The following is a 15836-nucleotide window of genomic DNA, read 5'->3' as shown; positions in this document are numbered from 1 at the left end:
CGGTGTCGCACGTTATGGCCGGCGGCGGTGTGATCGGGGATCTTTCTTTGTTCGTGGGGGAGTTGGCGTGTTGTTTGGGGCAGGGTGGGTGGACGACGTGACGGGGTCGTCCGGGGCCGAAACGCCACGAGGGCCCGGATGACGTGTCGGCGCGTCGGCGGGCGAGGGCGGGCGCGGTCCGGAGGTGCTTTCGGTTGAGCATGTTCGAGGGTTCGAACTCGCTTTGGCAGCAGTCGTCCTGGGTTCGGCGGCGACGATTGACGCGAGCCGGGCGCGCCGACACCAACGCCGACTGATCTCGGTTCTGGTATGTCGGGCCCTCCTGACCATCACCCCGCCCCGCACAGGCGGCTCGGGCGCCACAGTTCGCGCGGACGCCGGCTGATCGGTCGATATGAGGCGTACCGTGGCGGAAGAGACACACCACACCCCCGGGGGCGCCATGAACATGCCATCCGACCTGACCATGGGCGAGCGCATTCGTTGGCTTCGTGAACGTCGAGGGATGAGCCGACCGGTGCTCGCCGGTCTCTGTGGACGCGGGCCCGATTGGCTCAAGAAGATCGAGAGCGGCGAACGCTCGTTGCGCGACCATCGTTTGCTGCTTCGGGTCGCGGCGAACCTTGGGCTGACCGATCTCGGTGTCCTCACCGGGACCGGCGACGTCCTGCAACCTGTTTCGGCCGCGCTGCATCACGAGTCGATCCCGAAGGTCTGGAGTGCCGTCAAGCGCCGTAATCACACGCCCACGGCCGAAGAGGCCCCGGACGTGCCGTCGCTCCGGGCTCGGGTGGAGGCGGCGTGGACACTGTGGCACGGCGTGCGATTCAACCGTACGCGGATCGGCGCACTCCTTCCGGACCTGATCACCGACGGCGAGACCGCCGTTCGTGTTCTGGACGGGCCCGCTCGTCGCGATGCGTATGCCGTGCTGGCCACCATCTACCACCTGGCCCAGCAGCACATCGCCTACATAGCGCCCGCCGAACTCGTGTGGGTGGTGGCCGATCGCGGTATGTCCGCCGCGCAATACGCGGACACGCCGGAAGCGCTCGCAGGTGCGGCCTGGTGCTACGGCAATGCCCTGCGCGAGGCGGCCGATCCCGGCGAGGCACTGACCGTGGTGATCGAGGCCGCCGAGAGATTGCGTCCGTATCTCGACGACGCCTCGGACGACGCCCGGGGACTGTACGGGGCGCTGCGTCTGCATGCGGCGGTCACCCATGCCCGACAGGGCAACGAGGGTGATGCCTGGGCGAGTTGGCGCCGGGCCGACGCCGTCGCGAAGAGCCTGCCAATGGGCTGTGTGCACCATTGGACGGTATTCGGACAGGCCAACGTCGACTTTCACGCGGTGAGTGTGTCGGCCGATCTGCGGGCTGCGGGTACCGCACTGGACTACGCGAACCGCGCGAACCCGGCCGCAATGCCCAGCGTGGAAAGGCAGTCGCGTCTGTGGACCGAGGCGGCCCGCGGCCACCTCCAGCGCGACGACCGGATCGCAGCGTTGCACCTGATGCGACGCTCCGTGGAGGTGGGCCCCGAGGCCGTGCGATACACACCCGCCTCGCGTGCCGTGATCGCCGAACTCTGGCGCACCACCCACGGTCCCCTGCACCGGGAGGTGGCGACGCTCGCCGAGGAGGTGGGCGTCTTGGCCGTCTAACCGAGACACCCGACAGGGACGGTTCGTCCCCCATTGCGATGGGGGACGAACCGTCCCTGTCATTGCGTAATAGCTCCATTACGGTCGAGTTGCCTTCGTTCGGCAGGAGGGATCACGACGACTCGGTACCTGTGCACATACGCGCCGGCACCGGGACGACTGCCGACTCGCTCTCCCGACCGAGGCACGATTGCCGGCCCGTCCGGCAGCATGCGCCCGCCTTCTCCCCGCACATCCCTGGAGCCCCCATGACCGACATCGACGCCATCCCCGCCTCCGACACCGCCTCCGGCACCGACACCGGCACCGGCACCGGGCTTCCGGTCGTGGTTCTGCCCGCCTGGAGTGTTCGGCTCGGGCCGAGTGGGCTGGGGGTCTGGCGGGTCGACTTCTTCTCGCTCGGGGTGCATCCCGTCGGGGACGAGCCCGATCGGGCCACCGTTCACCTGACCGATGCCGAGGCCGGCGACTTTGCCGGGACGCTGATGGTGCCCGGACATCCCGACGAGCCCACGCCGGGGCGCGCCCGGCTGGTGCGGGACGGATTCGGGCTGCGGTTGCGGGTGTTGGTGGCGCCTGCCGACGGGGAGGCCGGCGTGATCGCGCATGTCCAGGAGCACCACCGGCTCGTGCTTCTGCACCACCTAGCCCGGCATCGACCCGACCTGATCCCCACCGTCACGCCGCCCGATCCGCGCCTGTGCCTGGGCCCGATCCCGATCGCCGGCCTGACCATCGACCAGGCCGGCGAACTCCACACCCGCCTCGCCCGATGGCTCGCGAGCGAGGGCCTGCGTGCCGCCATCGCCGACCGCGACGTCATCCACCGCCTGACACCCACCGGCACGGGTTGAACCACCGACCCACCTGCGCCCGACGGTTCACCGGTGCTTCAGCCACCTGCCCGGTGCGTCGCCAATCTCGCCGCCGGGCGGCAGTAGCGGCCGTGCACGGCGGCGTGGTGTTCGAAGTGTGGTGGGAGCCAGGTGCCGGCGAGCAGTCGAGGGTGTGCCGGGAAGGAGTCGAGCGCGGCCAGGGCGAACATCAGCGAGGCCCACCCGGAGTGCAGCCGGATGCTCATGTAGCCGTTGCCGTAGGTGTCCTGGAACGACGCCTGGAAGACGCCTGGACCGGGCAGGTCCACCGCGTCCAGGCCGTTCCAGTACAACGACAGCGGCGCGATCGGATGTACCAGGCGCACGTGTTGCAGGGTCACCGTGGCCTCGCCGAAGCCGTCCGGCATCCAGCGCGGCTGCGCGTCCCGGGCGGCGTTGTTGCGCCGGACGTTGTTGCCGATCGCGTTGGCCGCCAGCGCGCCGACCACGAACGCCGGGCCACCCAACACGAACATGTTGCTGTGTCGGTAGCTGCCGTCGCCCGCCGCCCGCATGGTGAACCGCTCCGCCTGGCCCGTGGCCAGCGCCCGATCGCCCGGATCCAGCCGGATCGGGCTGGGCACCGGCGGCCGTTGCGCGACGCGGTCCTCGATCACGTCGGCGACCACATCGCAGGTGTAGAGCAAGAAGTCGTCCAGCGGAGTCCACGGCGGTACCTGCCCACCGGGCCCCTGCGGCTCGTTTCCGTTCGTCATCGCGCCCCCGAACCACCCGATGTGCGGCGGAGTTTCCCGTCGATCGACCGTTCCCCGCGAGCATAGCGAAACGCTCAGCGCGATCCGGGGGGATTGTCGGCGATCGACGCACCGCAGCCGGCCCCGCCTCCACCGCCGCCACCGTGATCCGCTCGGCCAGGCGCCGGCGCAGCACCTGGCCGGTCGCGGGCGTGCGCGGCAACTCGTCCACGTACACCACCCGGCGGGGGTGCTTGTGCGCGGCCAGACGCCCCACACAGCCGGCCCGCAACGCGGCGAGGTCGGGCGGATTCGCGGGATCGCTCGGCACCACCACCGCGCAGATCAGCTCGCCCCAGGTCGCGTCCGGCAGGCCGACCACGGCCGCCTCGCGAACACCGTCGGTCCGCGTCAGCACCGCCTCGACCTCCCCCGGTGCGACCGCCTCGCCGCCGGTGCGGATCAGTTCGCCGACCCGGCCGACGATGCTCAGATACCCCTCGGCGTCCATCGTCGCGAGATCGCCGGTGTGGTACCGGCCGTCCCGCAACACCGCACGCGTGGCCGCCTCGTCGTCGAAGTAGCCGTCGAACAGCAGCGGTCCGCGCACCCACACCTCGCCGTCCGGGCCGAGTTCGACCTCCTGGAACGGGCCGGGCACACCGCAACTCCCGGGCTTGCGCGCTACGTCCACGCCGTCGAGCGCGGCCACGTTGCCCGCCTCGGTCGAGCCGTAGAAGACCCGGAGCACCGCGTTCGGCGCGGCCTCGGCGATGGCCGCGAGCAACTCCGGCGGCGTCCGGGACGTCCCGGTGTCGGCGAAGCGCAACGTCTCCAGCGTGCCGCCGGCGAGCCCCGGGCCGCCCTCGGCCGCGAGCGTGTCCAGCACTCGCTGCCACACCGCCGGCACGCAGTTGAGCCGAGTCGCGCGGTGTCGACGCACGGCCGCGACGATCTCCGCGCCGTCCGCCCTGGCGACCAGGACCACCGTGTCGCGCGCCTGCCACTGTTGCAGCGCGATGGTCCAGGCGCCCATGTGGAACAGCGGATACGGACACACCATCGCGCCGCGCGGTTCGAGCTGCGAACCGGGATGCGTGCGCAGCACGTTGGTGCGGTGGGACAGGATCACGCCCTTGGGGCGGCCGGTGCTGCCGGAGGTGAAGAAGATTACGTGGGGGTCGGTCTCGCCCGGCCCCTCGGCGACATCGGGCGCAGTCGCGCCCTCGGGCGTCGGCGCGCCACCCGTCGGACCCGCCGACCCGTCGAGCCCGACCACCGCCACCCCGATCGCGGCCCCCACCGTCGCCCCCGGCACGGTGTCGTCGGCGATCAGCAACACGGGCCGGGCCACCCGGGCCGTCGCGGTCGCCTCGTCGGCGGACAGGGCCGGGCCGAGCGGGACATGGACCGCGCCGATCCGGGCCAGCGCCACGAACACCGGCAACACGTCGAGCGTGGTCCGGTTCCAACACACCACCCGGTCGCCCCGCCGGACGCCGACGCCGCGCAGCGCACCCACCACCCGGTCCGCCGCCGCGTCCAGTTCGCCGAAGGTGAGCACGTCCTCCCCCAGGACCGCCGCCGGCCGATCCGGGACGGCCCGGGCCGCGCCCGTGAACACGGCACCGATCACCAGACCGTCCCGCGCCATCACCACGCCCCCTTCAGCGGTCCTTCAGCTCGACGATGATCTCGTGATAGCGCTGCTCGCCCACGTTGACCGCGGTCTCCACGCCACCGCGCCGCATCGGGACCACCACGCCGGGCACCACGTCCGCCGCGAAGTACTCGCGGTACTCCCCCAGACTGTCCGGCTCCGGCTCGACCGCGATCCGGTCGCCCGCGATCTGCACCAGGTAGTAGTCCAATTCGTGCCGATGCGCGTCGCTGCGCGCGCCCGGAGCCAGTTCCAGCTCCCAGATCCGGACCTTGTCGTCCTCGAACAACACGCGGGTACCGATCCCGCCGAGCGTGCGCTCGGCGGCCGGCTCGTCCCCGACGGGTGCGATTTCGTCGCTCATGCGAACTGCCTCCGGTGAAGGTGAGTGAATGGGTCGGGTTCAGCACCCCGCCTGCGCGTCCACCCGGTTGCGCAGTTCCTCGCCCGCGAGATACCGGGCCAGGTTGTCCCGAAAGAGCCGAAAGACCTCGGTGAAGTGTTCGAGGGCCGCGCTGGAGCAGTGCGCGGACAGGTACAGGTTCGGCGCATCCCACAGCGGGTCGTCGGCCGGCAGCGGTTCGGTCGCGACCACGTCCAGCGCCGCGCCGCCCAGTCGGCCGGCCCGCAGCGCCGCGATCAGGTCCGGCTCGACGACGAACGAGCCGCGCCCGACATTGCAGTAGAACGCGCCCTCGCGCATCGCGGCGAACGCGGCGGCGTCCATCGTGCCGACCGTGTCCGCGGTCTCCGGCGCCGCCGACACCACCGCGTCGCAACCGGCCAACATCTCGTGCAGGTCGTCCGGGTGGAAGAGCCGGTCGACGTGCTCGGCGGGCACCTGCACCCGCCGCCGGGTCGCATGCACCGTCATCCCGAACGCCTTGGCCCGGCGCGCCAGTTGCGAACCGATCCCGCCGACGCCGATCAGCCCCAACGTGCCGCCTTGGATCGACCCGCCGAAGGTCGGCTGCCAGCGCCGCGCGCGCTGGAGCGCGTCCAGGTCGCGATGCCGCTTGACGAAGGCGAGCAGCCGGGCGAAGACGAACTCGGCGATCGGCGCGCCGTTCACGCCCGCCGCCGTGGTCAGCCGGATGCGCTCGCTCGGCAGCCCGGCCGAGAGCAGTTGCCCGTTGCCCGCCGCACAACTCTGGACCCAGCGCAACCTCGGCGCCAAATCCGCCACGTCGAACGGCAGATCGGCCACCAGGACGATCTCGGCCCGGGCCAGCAGGTCGCGCTGCTCGGCGGTCAACACCGGTGCCAAGTCGCGCAGTTCCGGCCGGTCCGCCGCGCCCGGCCGGCCGCGTGCGGTGCGCAGCCCCTCGGGCTCGACGTAGCGGCAGTCCACGATCTCCAGCCGGGGATCGAGGGCCCGCACCGCGTCCAGGTCGGCCGCGAGCTCGTGCGCGGGACGGATGTCCCACCCGGCCGGGTACATGATGCCGACGACGATGGGCGCCGCCTCGGGGGCGTCGGGGGCCGGCCTGCGGCTTTCGGACGCGTCGATCACGCGGTGGTCCTCCGGTCCTTCAGTACGCCGAGGGTGTGGGTGGCGGCGTGGGTGTTCGCCAGATAGTCCGGCGCGGCGGCGGTGTCGACGAACCAGCCGGTCGGGCACATGGTCAGGATCTCCACGAACGAGAATCCGTCGCCGCGCAGTTGGGTGCGGAACGCGTTCTTGATCATCCGGGCGGTCCGGGTGATGTTGACGATGTCGTCGACCGCGCCGCGGGCGACGTACGCGGCGCCGTCGAGCCCGGCGATCAGGTCGGCGAGCCGGATCGGATAGCCGTGTTGGGCCGCATCGCGCCCGCCGAGGGTGTTCTTCGTGCGCTGTCCCAGCACGGTCGTGGCGGTCATGTGCCCACCGGTCTCGCCGAACACGCCGTTGTTGAGCATGAAGCAGGTGACGTTCTCGCCGCGTGCCGCCGTGTGCAGCACCTCCTGGAGGCCCTCGTCGACCATGTCTCCGTCGCCCTGCACGGTGAACACGAGGGTGTCCGGCCGGCAACGTTTGACGCCGGTCGCCAGGGACGGGGCCCGGCCGTGCAGGGCTTGGAGCACCTCGATGTCGAGGTTGTTGGAGTAGGCCGTGTAGCAGCCGATCCCGAACACCGCGATCGCCTTGGTGACCCGGTCGACCTCCTGCACCTGCTCGACCATCGAGCGCATCGCGATCGGTTCGCCGCAGCCCGGACACAGGTGGTGCGCCCCGACGTCGATCAGGTCGGGGGTGAAGTCGTGCACGAGCCGGGCACCGCAGGTGGGCGCGGCGGCCGTGGTGGTCAGGACGGGCAACTCGCGGCGCCCGGCGGGCTGCGGGCCGGACGGGCTCGCCGCCGGCGTTCCGGCGCTCATCGCGGATCCCGCCGGGTTTCGCCGACCGGACCGGCCCCGGCCGCCGGAGCGCCCGTCGATCCCTCGTCGACCGGACCGAACGCGGCCTCGATCCGGCGCCGCATCGCGCCGACGTCGAGATCGGGCGCGATGCCGAAGCCGGACGGATCCAGGCTGAGTCGGCCGATGAAGCGCACCGGCGCCGCGCCGAGCACGGCCAGGCGTACGTCGTCCACCATCTGTCCTCCGCTGTTCTCGTACACGGCCACCACCCGCGCGCCCGTCGCCGCGGCGCGCACGATCTCGCTCGGGAACGGCACCAGCGTGATCGGCCGTACGTAGCCGACCCGCAGGCCCAGCGCCCGCAGGTCGCGGACGGCCTGGCGCACGTACAGCGCCGGCGTTCCGTACGCGACCACCACCACCTCGGCATCGGCCAGGAAGCCGGTCTCCGCGCGGGGTTCGGTCTCGGCGACCATGCGCTCCATCGCGGCGCCGTGCCGGGTGTAGAACTCGGCCAGGTCGTAGCCGGCGTCGCTGCGATCGCCGGCGTGCCGCTGCTTGCGGTCGGACAGCGGCGAGACGAGCCTGGCCGCGCCGGTACCGCCGGTCGAGCCGTCCAGGGCCCAGTCCCGCGGGGGCAGCGGGCCGAAGTCGCGCGGCCGGACGTCGACCGAGACGTGCGTGTGGGCCAGGTAGTAGTCGCCCATCACCAATACCGGGCTGCGCCGGAACTCGGCCAGGTGGAAGGCGTATTGGGTCAACTCGACCGCCTCGCGCACATCGCACGGCGCGAGCACCAGGTGCCGGTAGTCGCCGTGCCCGCCACCGCGCGTGGCCTGGAAGTAGTCGCCCTGCGCGCGGGCCATGTTCAGCACCACGAGCGGCAACCGCGCGTACACGATCTCGGCCAGCGACTCCTGCATCAGCGACAGGCCCTGCCCGGTCGACCCGGTCGCGGCCGGTGTGCCGGTGGCGGCGGCGCCCCACGCCATCCCGACCGCCTCCAACTCGCTCTCCGCGTTGACGCAGACCCCGCCGACCTCGGGCAGCCGGGCGGCCATGTGTTCGAGCACCTCGGTGAACGGCGTCATCGGATAGCCGGCGAAGAACCGGCAACCGGCCGCGATCATCGCCTCGCCGATGGCGGCCGAGCCGGGCAGTACGGGTGGCCGAGAACCGGTCGGATTCATCCGCGGGTGCCTCCGGTTTCGTCGCGGGGTTCGTCGTAGCGATAGACCTGGAAGACGAAGTCGGGGCAGATCGCCGAACACGCCTTGCAGGCGATGCACCCCGGCAGCAGTTGCGGATAGCGGTAGCCGCGGTCGTTGACGTCCTCGACGGTCATCCGCAACACGCCCGCAGGGCACGCGTCGATGCACAGGTCGCAGCCCTTGCAGGCGTCGACGTCGATGACGAGGGTGCCCTTGCTGAGCACCGGCTCCTCGGGCCCCGGGGTCGACCCGCGCGCGGTCATGCGTGCACCGGCCAGGCCCGCAGCGCCGGTCCGGCGTGCGCGTGGCCCGTGCGCAGCGCGCCGCGGATGCCTTCGACGTGCTGCCTCCGGTACGGCGGCAACACCCGGTCGGCCTCGGCCAGCAGCGTGTCCAGGCCGACCACCGCGGTGGCCGCAGCGTACGCGCCGAGCGCGATCATCGTCACCGCCGAGGTGTTGCCGCTGCTCGCGGCCAACTCCGAGGCCGGGACCGGGACCAGTCGGCCGACGGTGGGCGTGTCGACCGGATCGCACAGGCTCGTGTTGAGCACGAGCAGGCCGTCGTCGTGCAGCCGCGAGTACACGCCGCTCGCGTGTGCGGGGTGCAGGACCAGGGCGGACCAGGCCGAGCCGATCGTCGGCGGGCTCTCGATCGGGTCGTCGCCCAGGACCAGCGTGGTGTCCGAGTTGCCGCCGCGCATCATGCCGCCGTACGACCCGAAGTACATCGCGTGCCGGCCCTCGGCCACCGCGGCGGCGGCCAACAGCGCGGTGGCGAGTTGGATGCCCTGGCCGCCGATCCCGGTCAGTAGAACCTCACGCTGCATGGAGACCCCTTCGCGACCGGCCGGGCGGCTCGGAACAGTGCAGGTACGGATGGCCCAGAACGTTGTTCCGGATAGTAGGATGCGGCGTTCCGACAAACAAGAGCGGCGCGGGATCGAAGGTGGGGATCGCCGGTGGACGGGATCGAAGCGGCGGCGAACTCCGCCGGTCTGATGGGCAATGCGGTCCGCCGGCCGCTGGCGGCGCGCTGGGCGGTGTACGAGGAGGAGGTCCGGCGGCTGGTCGACGCGACCTACCGGGTGGTCGAGCGCACCGGCAGCCTGGATCCGACGATGCGCGACATCATGCGCGAGTCCGGGTTGTCGAATCAGGCGTTCTACCGGCACTTCCGATCCAAGGACGAATTGCTCGTCGCGTTGCTCGACGACGGCCGGCGGCGGATGGCCGACTACCTGGACCGCCGGATGTCGGCCGCCCCCGACGCCTCGGGCAAGGTCGCGGCCTGGATCGAGGGGGTCCTCGCGCAGGCCGGCGATCCGGTCGCCGCCGCGCGTACCCGCCCGTTCGTCGCGCACCAGGACCGGCTGGCCGACCTGTTTCCCGCCGAACAACGCGACTCGGTGGAGGCGATGGTCCGCCCGCTGCGCGAGGTTCTGGCCGCGGCGCCGACCCGGGAGCCGGCGGCGGACGCGCTCGCGGTCTACCGGCTGACCCTGGCCACGCTGCACGACCACCTGCGCGCCGGCACGGCGGTGACGCCGGACGACACGGCGCACACGGTGCGGTTCGCGTTGGCGGGGGTGGGTCTGGCGGGCGGGTGAATCCGGTGCGTGCGTCGGGTCGGTGGCGGACGTACCGGAACTCGGCGAGGCGACGGAACACCGGGGCGCGGCGCGGGGTTTCGGCGGGGATTCGCCACAACAACCCCCGGAACGAACGTAATCGATCCGATTTCCGGATCGTTAACGTCGTGTTCGTTAGTCCTTTCGGGTGTTGGGGCCGAATGGGGCTTCGGGGCCGGGCCCGGTGCGGTAGACAGGGGGACATGCCTCTGAAGACGCGTGCCGCCCGGGTCGGCTCGATGGATGTGAACCGCATGGCCCCGGTGGAGTTGCGGGTGTTCGCACTGTTCGCCGCGGCGGCCGCGGCGGGGCAGAGCATCACCATCCGCGAGGTCGCCGGGCTGGCCGGCCCCAACGGCCGCACGATCGGCTCGCGCAGCGCGATGAGCATCGCCGGCGACCTGGTCGACAGCGGCCTGTTGGCCCTGTCCCCGCCCCTGGGCGTGGTCGGCCTGGACGGGCCCATCCAGGTGTCCGTGGCCGGCCGGGACACCGCGGAGCCCGCACCCGCGCTGCCGCGCCCCGCCTCGCCGCTGTTGCCCGAGCTGCGCGAGCCGACCGCACCGGTCGCCGCGCCGGCCGCCGCCTCGCCGACCCGCAGCGCGCGCACCGCGCCCGAGCCGGGGTCGTCGAAGGAGGCCCGCCGGCCGCGCGAGCCCAAGCTGCCCAAGGGCGGCGAGCAGGCCGGCCTCAAGCGCTTCGGCGTGCTCACCGTGCCACCCGGCCTGCCGGAGCCGCTGCTCACCGAACTCACCGCGATCGTCGAGGGGTTCCGCGCGCACCAGGCGGGCGGGGTCGCCGACCTGACCGTCGTCGCGGAGTTGACCAAACGCAAGGCGGCCGCACTCACCCTGTGGGCCGACGCGCCCTATCCGCTGGGCACCGGCCTGGTCCGGGCCGAGGCCGACCGGGCCCGCCGGGCGTACGAGACCACCCTCCAGCAGTTGGCCCAGCAGCGCGGCATCCCGTGGGAAAGCGCCCGTCCGGACGCGGAGCCCGGTGGGCACTGGGCGGTGAGCGGCCTCGGCGAGCCGGTGCGCGGCGCGCTCACCTACATCGGCCGGACCGCCCCCGGCACCGCGCCGGTCGCCCGACTGCTCGCGCTGGTCTGCCTGTTGCGCGGGGTGGGTTCCGGCGTGGCCAACCTGACCGGGCCGGACCTGCGCGGCGTGTGCGGCAAGGAGGCCGAACTCGCGGTCGGCGAGCTGACCGCGTCCGGCTGGCTCACCGTCGATGTCGAGGACCTGCTGGCGACCGAGGAGGACCCGGTCGGGTGCGGTGTCCCCGGCGCCGAGGGCTTCGCCCTGGGCAAGCTGCCCAGGACCCGGTCCTCGGGTTGGGTGGCCCGGCTGATCTCGCACAAGAAGCTGCGCAAGCAACCCGCGCACGTACGGCTGGCCGCACTCGGCATCACCTCCCACTCGGACGCGAACGGCGAGGCCCGGGTGGAGGTCGCCTTCCTCACCGACCTCACCGCGACCGCGGCCGACCGGGTGACGACCGCCGCCGAGACCCTCGTCACGGACGGCTGGCTGACCGAGGCCCGGATCGAGGAAGGCGAGTTGCGCGCCCGAATCGCCCCGGACGCACTGATCTACGTCGAAGCCCTGCGCACGAACACCCCCGTACAGACCCTCCAGGCAGCGGCCAAGGCCGCAGCCGCCGCCACTCCGGATGCGGCGCCGGCCTAGCCCCACCCCCCCGCTCCTCGACCGACGAGGTCCCGGCCCACCGGCTGTGGCCTCGTCGTTCGCTGTGACCGACGCGGGCCGCACCGGCATCCGCCGAATTCCGGACATCCCGCCGTGGCCGCGAGGTACCGTCCGTGCCCTATCGGGTTCCGGCGCCGGGGGGCAGCGATGGAACGACACGTGTGTCGGGCGGCGGGCACGCAGACGTTTTCGGAGCTGATCCGAAATCCGAAGCGAATGCTCGAACTGCTCACCGGAGACACCTCGGCCCGCGCCGAGGCGGACCTCGCCGCCTGGAACGCCGGAGAGGCACGCGCCGTCGCCGCGTTCAGTCGCGACGACGGCCGCTTTCGGCAAGGCATGCCGATTCTCGATCCCGCCGCGCCCGCACCGGCGGTGTGGCTGCGGTTTCGAGCCCTCCGCCGACCCGGCGAAGGCGTCGTCCTGGCCGCTCCGTTCCACGTGCACGGGGTGCGACCGGTCGACGGCCCGGGAAGTCACACGATCGACAGGCTCCGGTTTCGCCTGGTGGCCGTGCAGGGCGCCGATCGCCACTGGGAACTCGCCGTCCCCACGGTCGATGTCCCCCTGGTGCGGGCCGCGCTGCACGCGATCGGCTCCGGACCGTAGACACGTTCCCGCCCGCGGTGCCGATCGAGGCCGGCAGACCGGGCCCGGCCGCGTCGCACCCGGACGACCCGGGTACGCAGCGCGACCGTGCCCCGCGCGGTGGCGGAAGTTTGCCTGCCCGTCACCCGTGATCCGCTCCCCGGTCGACGGCGGAGCGATGAACTGCGTTCGTCCGAACCTTCCGCACTTTGGAACACCGCCGCACGCCCGACCCACCGCGGCGCGTGCGAGCGGCTCGGCACACCCGTAGCACCACCTCCGTGCGAACCCCTCGCACGGACACATCCGAAAGGGCACTTCGTGTCGGCCTCCCCCCAGCCTCCCTCCGGCGTGTCCCGCCGCCGCCTGTTCCAGCTCGGCGCGGGCGGCGCGGGACTCGCCGTCGCCGGCTCGCTCCTGCCGCCGTCCGTGCAGCAGGCCCTCGCCTCCCCGCCCCGACGCGGCGGGTTGAAGGCGATCAAGCACGTGGTCGTGCTCGTCCAGGAAAACCGGTCGTTCGACCACTACTACGGCATGCTGCGCGGCGTCCGGGGCTTCGGCGACCACAACGCGATCCGGCTGCGGGACGGGCACACCGTGTTCGAGCAGCCGGGCGGCCCCGCCGGTCGCGTGTTGCCGTTCTCGGTGCGCAAGGCGGCCCAGGAGGCGTCCAAGGACCTCCAGTACATCGGCGACCTCGACCATGGCTGGGACGGCGGCCACAAGGCGTGGAACGACGGCTGGAACGACGGCTGGATCGGCGCCAAGACGCCCGCCACGATGGCCTACTACGACCGCACCGACCTGCCGTTCCACTACGAGCTGGCGGACACGTTCACGATCTGCGACGCGTACCACTGCGCGCTGCCGTCCTCGACGTCGCCCAACCGCAACTACCTGGTCAGCGGCTACACCGGCTACGAGCCCGGCAGCAGCACCCGGCGCGCGATCGACAACGCCGCCTACTCCGAGGACACCCACGCGGGCTACGCCTGGACCACCTACGCCGAGCAGCTCCAGCGTGCGGGTCGGTCCTGGAAGGTCTACCAGGAGTGGGACAACTACCAGGACAACAACCTGGAGTTCTACGTCTCCTTCAAGCAGGTCGCCCGCAAGGCGCTGGCCGCCGCCGGCGACTTCAAGAGCCTGGACAAGTTCTACGGCAAGCTCCGCAAGCTGCCGGCCGCCGAGCAGGAACCGCTGCTGGCCAAGCTGGAGCAGGGCGTCGCCGCGCTGCCGGCCGCCGACCGGGAGCTGTACGAGCGGGGTCTGCGTCGCGGTCGGCCGCACTCGCTGGCCGACTCGCTGCGCGCCGACATCGCGGCGGGCACCCTGCCCGAGGTGTCCTACCTGGTGCCCTCGGCGGCCGACTCCGAGCACCCGGGCGCGTCCTCGCCCGCCGCCAGCGCGACACTCACCTACCAGGTGCTCGACGCGATCGCCTCGAACCGGGAGATCTGGGACTCGACCGTCGTCCTGCTGACGTTCGACGAGAACGACGGCTTCTTCGACCACGTGCCGGCGCCGTGCCCGCCGGAAGGGGTCCAGGACGAGTACTACAACGGCCTGCCGATCGGGTTCGGCGCCCGCGTGCCGATGATGGTGGTGTCGCCGTGGACCGTGGGCGGCTACGTCTCCTCGGAGGTCTTCGACCACACCTCGGTCACCCGGTTCCTGGAGACCTGGACGGGGGTGCGCGCGCCGGACATCAGCGAGTGGCGACGGACCGTCTCCGGTGACCTGACCGGCGTCTTCGACTTCGATCGGGCCCGCCGCTCGCACGTACCGCCGCGCCCGGCCCCGGCCCCGGCGTTCACCTCGCGCTGGCGGCCCACGCCGCCCGCCGACCAGAAGTTGCCCGAGCCCGAGCGCGGTCGCCGCCCGGCTCGCCCGCTGCCGTACCAGCCGGACGCGTCCGCCCGGCTGGACGCGGGGAAGCGCACGCTGACGCTCGACCTCGCCAACGGCGGGCAGTCCAGCGTGCACCTCCAGTTGTTCCCGTACACGGGCGACCTGCCCAAGCCCAAGCACTACGACGTGCGCGGGCGGCGCTCGGAGACGATCGCGCTCAAGGGCGACCGCTACGACCTGACGCTGGTGGGCCCGAACGGCTTCCGCCGCGAGTTCGCCGGCGCCACCGCGACGGCGGGCGTCGAGGTCACCTCGCGGATCCGGGGCACGGGCCGGGTGCTGGATCTGGAACTGGCCAACCACGGCCGCCAGTCGGTGACCTTCAAGCTCACCCCGAACGCCTACGGTCAGGGCTGCTCCGACCGTGAGCGTACGATCACCCTGAAGCCGGGTCGGGACCGTACGGTGCACTGGTCGACGGGTTCGGCCGACGGCTGGTACGACGTCACGGTGACGATCGAGGGCTCCGACGGCTTCACCCGACGCCTGGCCGGCCACATCGAAAACGGCCGGGAGAGCGTCAGCGGCTGACCGACGGGTCGCGGCGGGGCCCCGCACCAGCGCGCACGTCCCGGCGACTTCCCCACGCCGGGACGTGCGTTCCCGCACGCCGCCGGCGGGCGAAGGCGGCGGCCCCGCCGGCCACGAGCGGTTCGTGGTCGGCGGGGCCGGGGGCTGCCGTGCCTTCGGATCGGTGTTTCGGGTCAGCGGATCGTCCTGAAGATCGGTGCCCGGTCGGTGACGCCGGCCAGGCCGTTCTGCCACAGGTACTCGACGGTGCTGCGTTCCTGGGCGTCCGGATTCGGGTTGGTACAGGACGGGCCCGGGCCGCCGCCGGACATCAACTCGCTGCACGGACCGGAGTAGTCGTCCGGCAGGCCGAGCACGTGGCCGGTCTCGTGCGCGGTGACGCGGACCGAGTAGTACTCCTGGTTCTGGGCGTAGTCCAGGAAGATGTATCCCTGGCCGTGTCCGTCCGTGTCGGCGTACGAGCCCTGCGGGTCGTCGCCCTCGTAGTAGGCGAAGTCGGCGTTCCCGCTGCTCTCGCTCAATTGCACGTTGCCCACCGAGTCGTTCCAGATCTGGGCGCTCTGCGCTATCTCGGACGCGAAGGACGGCGCCTGACTGGCGTCGTAGGTGATGGTGACGGTCTGCAGGCCGGGGTGGGTGGCCTGCTTGGCCTGCACGGACTTCATCACCGCGGCGAAGAACGCCTTGTTCGCGGCCTCTTGGGCGGGCGAGCCCGCGTAGGTCGAGGTCGCATGGTGCCGGGGGGCGGCATGGGGGGCGGCCTGGGACGGAGCAGCGGCGGCGGGCACCGCCATCAGGGCGGCGACCAGGCCGAGGGCCGGCACCGCCGAGAACACCGTCTTGCGACGATTCATGGGGAGACTCCATTCGTGCCGGTGGATCCCCGGTCGCCGGTGGGACACCGGGCACACTCCGGGGGGACTCCGGTCAGGCCGAGTGTGTCCCCGCCGGCAAGCGGCGCGGATGATGCCAGCCGGTGATAGCACGATCCGATCCGGGGCCCTGACCCCTCGT

At 72.1% G+C, this 15836-nt stretch carries 14 protein-coding genes and 1 pseudogene; 6 read left to right on the top strand and 9 right to left on the bottom strand.

Translation table 11 applies throughout. The features are described 5' to 3' along the window. The first annotated feature begins 394 nt into the window (after positions 1 to 394). A complete protein-coding gene (locus ACH4U8_RS37970; protein WP_395782734.1) occupies positions 395 to 1666 on the top strand; it encodes a helix-turn-helix domain-containing protein in 1272 nt (423 codons plus the stop codon). Between the two features lie 248 nt (positions 1667 to 1914). Continuing rightward, positions 1915 to 2520, top strand: a complete 606-nt coding sequence (locus ACH4U8_RS37965) for a hypothetical protein (RefSeq protein ID WP_395782733.1) — start codon at positions 1915 to 1917, stop codon at positions 2518 to 2520. Between the two features lie 38 nt (positions 2521 to 2558). Here ACH4U8_RS37965 and ACH4U8_RS37960 read toward each other — a convergent pair whose 3' ends face one another. The 8 genes and pseudogenes from ACH4U8_RS37960 to ACH4U8_RS37925 form a co-directional block, all read right to left on the bottom strand. Further along, positions 2559 to 3257: a hypothetical protein gene (locus ACH4U8_RS37960; protein WP_360319113.1), complete on the bottom strand. Its 699-nt coding sequence runs from the start codon at positions 3255 to 3257 to the stop codon at positions 2559 to 2561. 247 nt (positions 3258 to 3504) lie between these two features. Then, positions 3505 to 4890: pseudogene (locus ACH4U8_RS37955) on the bottom strand (class I adenylate-forming enzyme family protein); the annotation flags it as partial. 13 nt (positions 4891 to 4903) lie between these two features. Then, positions 4904 to 5260: a hypothetical protein gene (locus ACH4U8_RS37950; protein ID WP_379990291.1), complete on the bottom strand. Its 357-nt coding sequence runs from the start codon at positions 5258 to 5260 to the stop codon at positions 4904 to 4906. A 39-nt stretch (positions 5261 to 5299) separates the two neighbouring features. Next, positions 5300 to 6409, bottom strand: a complete 1110-nt coding sequence (locus ACH4U8_RS37945) for a D-2-hydroxyacid dehydrogenase (protein ID WP_395782732.1) — start codon at positions 6407 to 6409, stop codon at positions 5300 to 5302. Continuing rightward, the gene (locus ACH4U8_RS37940) at positions 6406 to 7257 is read right to left on the bottom strand and encodes a thiamine pyrophosphate-dependent enzyme (protein ID WP_395782731.1); all 852 of its coding nucleotides are present in this window, start codon (positions 7255 to 7257) and stop codon (positions 6406 to 6408) included. Before ACH4U8_RS37940 ends, ACH4U8_RS37945 begins: the two co-directional genes overlap by 4 nt. Further along, positions 7254 to 8429, bottom strand: a complete 1176-nt coding sequence (locus ACH4U8_RS37935) for a hypothetical protein (RefSeq protein WP_395782730.1) — start codon at positions 8427 to 8429, stop codon at positions 7254 to 7256. Before ACH4U8_RS37935 ends, ACH4U8_RS37940 begins: the two co-directional genes overlap by 4 nt. Further along, positions 8426 to 8713 (bottom strand): 4Fe-4S dicluster domain-containing protein, encoded by a 288-nt coding sequence (locus ACH4U8_RS37930; RefSeq protein ID WP_395782729.1) that lies wholly within the window; start codon positions 8711 to 8713, stop codon positions 8426 to 8428. Before ACH4U8_RS37930 ends, ACH4U8_RS37935 begins: the two co-directional genes overlap by 4 nt. After that, on the bottom strand, positions 8710 to 9279 hold the full coding sequence (locus ACH4U8_RS37925; protein ID WP_395782728.1) for a 2-oxoacid:acceptor oxidoreductase family protein: 570 nt from the start codon (positions 9277 to 9279) through the stop codon (positions 8710 to 8712). Before ACH4U8_RS37925 ends, ACH4U8_RS37930 begins: the two co-directional genes overlap by 4 nt. Before the next feature lie 132 nt (positions 9280 to 9411). Here ACH4U8_RS37925 and ACH4U8_RS37920 point away from each other — a divergent pair, with 132 nt between their 5' ends. From ACH4U8_RS37920 to ACH4U8_RS37905, 4 genes are all read left to right on the top strand, one after another. Then, positions 9412 to 10059 carry a TetR/AcrR family transcriptional regulator gene (locus ACH4U8_RS37920; RefSeq protein ID WP_395782727.1) on the top strand — a complete coding sequence of 216 codons (648 nt, stop codon included), beginning with the start codon at positions 9412 to 9414 and terminating at the stop codon, positions 10057 to 10059. Positions 10060 to 10283: 224 nt separating this feature from the next. After that, positions 10284 to 11771, top strand: a complete 1488-nt coding sequence (locus ACH4U8_RS37915) for a hypothetical protein (protein ID WP_395782726.1) — start codon at positions 10284 to 10286, stop codon at positions 11769 to 11771. Between the two features lie 168 nt (positions 11772 to 11939). Next, positions 11940 to 12401 carry a hypothetical protein gene (locus ACH4U8_RS37910; RefSeq protein WP_395782725.1) on the top strand — a complete coding sequence of 154 codons (462 nt, stop codon included), beginning with the start codon at positions 11940 to 11942 and terminating at the stop codon, positions 12399 to 12401. Between the two features lie 300 nt (positions 12402 to 12701). Continuing rightward, positions 12702 to 14822: a phosphocholine-specific phospholipase C gene (locus tag ACH4U8_RS37905; protein ID WP_395782724.1), complete on the top strand. Its 2121-nt coding sequence runs from the start codon at positions 12702 to 12704 to the stop codon at positions 14820 to 14822. Positions 14823 to 14995: 173 nt separating this feature from the next. Here ACH4U8_RS37905 and snpA read toward each other — a convergent pair whose 3' ends face one another. Then, the gene (gene snpA / locus ACH4U8_RS37900; protein WP_360319137.1) at positions 14996 to 15676 is read right to left on the bottom strand and encodes a snapalysin; all 681 of its coding nucleotides are present in this window, start codon (positions 15674 to 15676) and stop codon (positions 14996 to 14998) included. Positions 15677 to 15836 lie beyond the last annotated feature (160 nt).

Origin of the sequence: Embleya sp. NPDC020886 (genome assembly GCF_044333915.1) — a bacterium.
GTDB lineage: Bacteria > Actinomycetota > Actinomycetes > Streptomycetales > Streptomycetaceae > Embleya.
This window is presented reverse-complemented; position numbering and strand designations above follow the sequence as displayed.